The organism is Pirellulales bacterium (assembly GCA_035939775.1).
GTDB lineage: Bacteria > Planctomycetota > Planctomycetia > Pirellulales > DATAWG01 > DASZFO01.
This window is the reverse complement of record DASZFO010000098.1, coordinates 1-1,546: the sequence shown is the minus strand read 5'-3', so window position 1 is coordinate 1,546 and position 1,546 is coordinate 1. Positions and strand designations below refer to the sequence as shown.

2 protein-coding genes are annotated in these 1,546 nt (G+C 61.9%); both read right to left on the bottom strand.

Translation table 11 applies throughout. The features are described 5' to 3' along the window. Window positions 1-201: 201 nt before the first annotated feature. Window positions 202-783, bottom strand: a complete 582-nt coding sequence (locus VGY55_05965; protein ID HEV2969519.1) for an amidohydrolase family protein — start codon at window positions 781-783, stop codon at window positions 202-204. A 365-nt stretch (window positions 784-1,148) separates the two neighbouring features. Further along, on the bottom strand, window positions 1,149-1,546 hold a 398-nt coding region (locus tag VGY55_05960; protein ID HEV2969518.1), incomplete at its 5' end, for a hypothetical protein.

Below are 1,546 nucleotides of genomic sequence, written 5' to 3'. Positions count from 1 at the left end.
GTCGGCGACCACAGCCTCAAGCTTGCTGCGGTCGGCTCGGCTCAATCGGATATTGGTTCGTTCGTGCATCCCACAGACTCGCACACGCGAGTGCTTCAGGGAATCCCCAAACGAATCGAAGTGTCAGATTTGGACCACTAGTTCAGCAACCACGTCAAATGAAAAGGGCTAATGTCCGTGTCGGGTCATTCACGACCTGGTCTAGCCAACAAACAAGTCGGCCATATCCGCTGGGTGGCGCTCCGCGATACGGGCAAACATCGATATCTGTCCCGGCACAAGAAACATGACGGGCACTCCCGCCTTCTCGGCTGCGGGCCAGAACCAGTCGGCCGTCCCGTCCGTCAGCCAAGCCATCGTGACATCACTGAGCAAGCTGATGCGGACGCCGAGCATTCCGGGCTGCTCCTTCCATTTCGGCAGCAGCGTGGCGGATTGCGGATTCTGCAGCGCGATGCGGCCCATGACGGCGAAGCGATTGGGATAACGCTGGGCCGCTTCAAGGGCGTAATCGTTGCGGTCACCCGGCCAAGACGGCGGCACGATGACGACGCGATCCACACCGGCCTGATCCATCAGCGGCACAAGCTTCTCGATCGTGAACGGCTCGGGCATCTGCGGCTTGGTGCCGGGGATCCATTTCCAATCCTCCGATTCCGCCTTCCACAAATGCACTTGGGCATCGACGATGGTGCGCTTGGCCGACTGGGCAGTCGCCTTTTGCGATGCCAGCGCCAAACCAGCGGCGAGCGGCGAGGTAACGATTTGCCGACGAGACAACATGCATTCTCCTTTCGGAAATGAATGGCTCTGCCATTTCTAGACGGAAGTGTGTTCGTGCGGACCAAAGAGTGTCAAGCCGCGCTACTCAGCTTTGGGCCAATCGCGTCGGTATTCATTTTCTCCGATGTGGTACTTGCCAAAGGCGTGGATGGCCGGGCATAGGCTAGCGGAAGCGACGCCGTCCTTCGAACGGCCACGCCCGGCCGCCCGCGCTACTACGTTTCGCCTGGAACGCATCCGGGAGCGTGGTGGGTTCAGCCAAACGGCCAACAATGATGAGCGAGCGCGCGGCGTCGGAGCGCGACCCGTTTGCACGCGTCCCTTTCCTTGCGGGCGCGCTTCCGGATCGAGGGCGCCGGCGGGCCCTAACCTTTGCCCCAGTTCCAATATTCACCCGGGAAGGGAGTCGGGTACATGCGCTCGCGGTACCGATGTTCGCGGTGATAGGCGCGCAGAGCCACCGCGCCGGCCGTCGTCGTCGGTCGAATGTTCACGACCTCGGATTCGGCGACCAAGACTGCCTCGTGCAAACGCATCTGATCGTCATCGGGGGGCGCGCTCTTGAATGTCTCCCAGGCTTGCCGGTGATGCTCGATCGCGGCGAAAATCGGGTCGGGCTCCTGAGTCGCAAGAGCGCCCCTGCTCGGAGCCACGAGGGTCGCGAGCGCTGCGGCCATCATGGTCCGCCGACTGATGCGCCGCGCGGAACCCGCAATGTAACCAGAGCGATACGCGCGTTGGTTTTCGTTTGGCGATCGCCTGC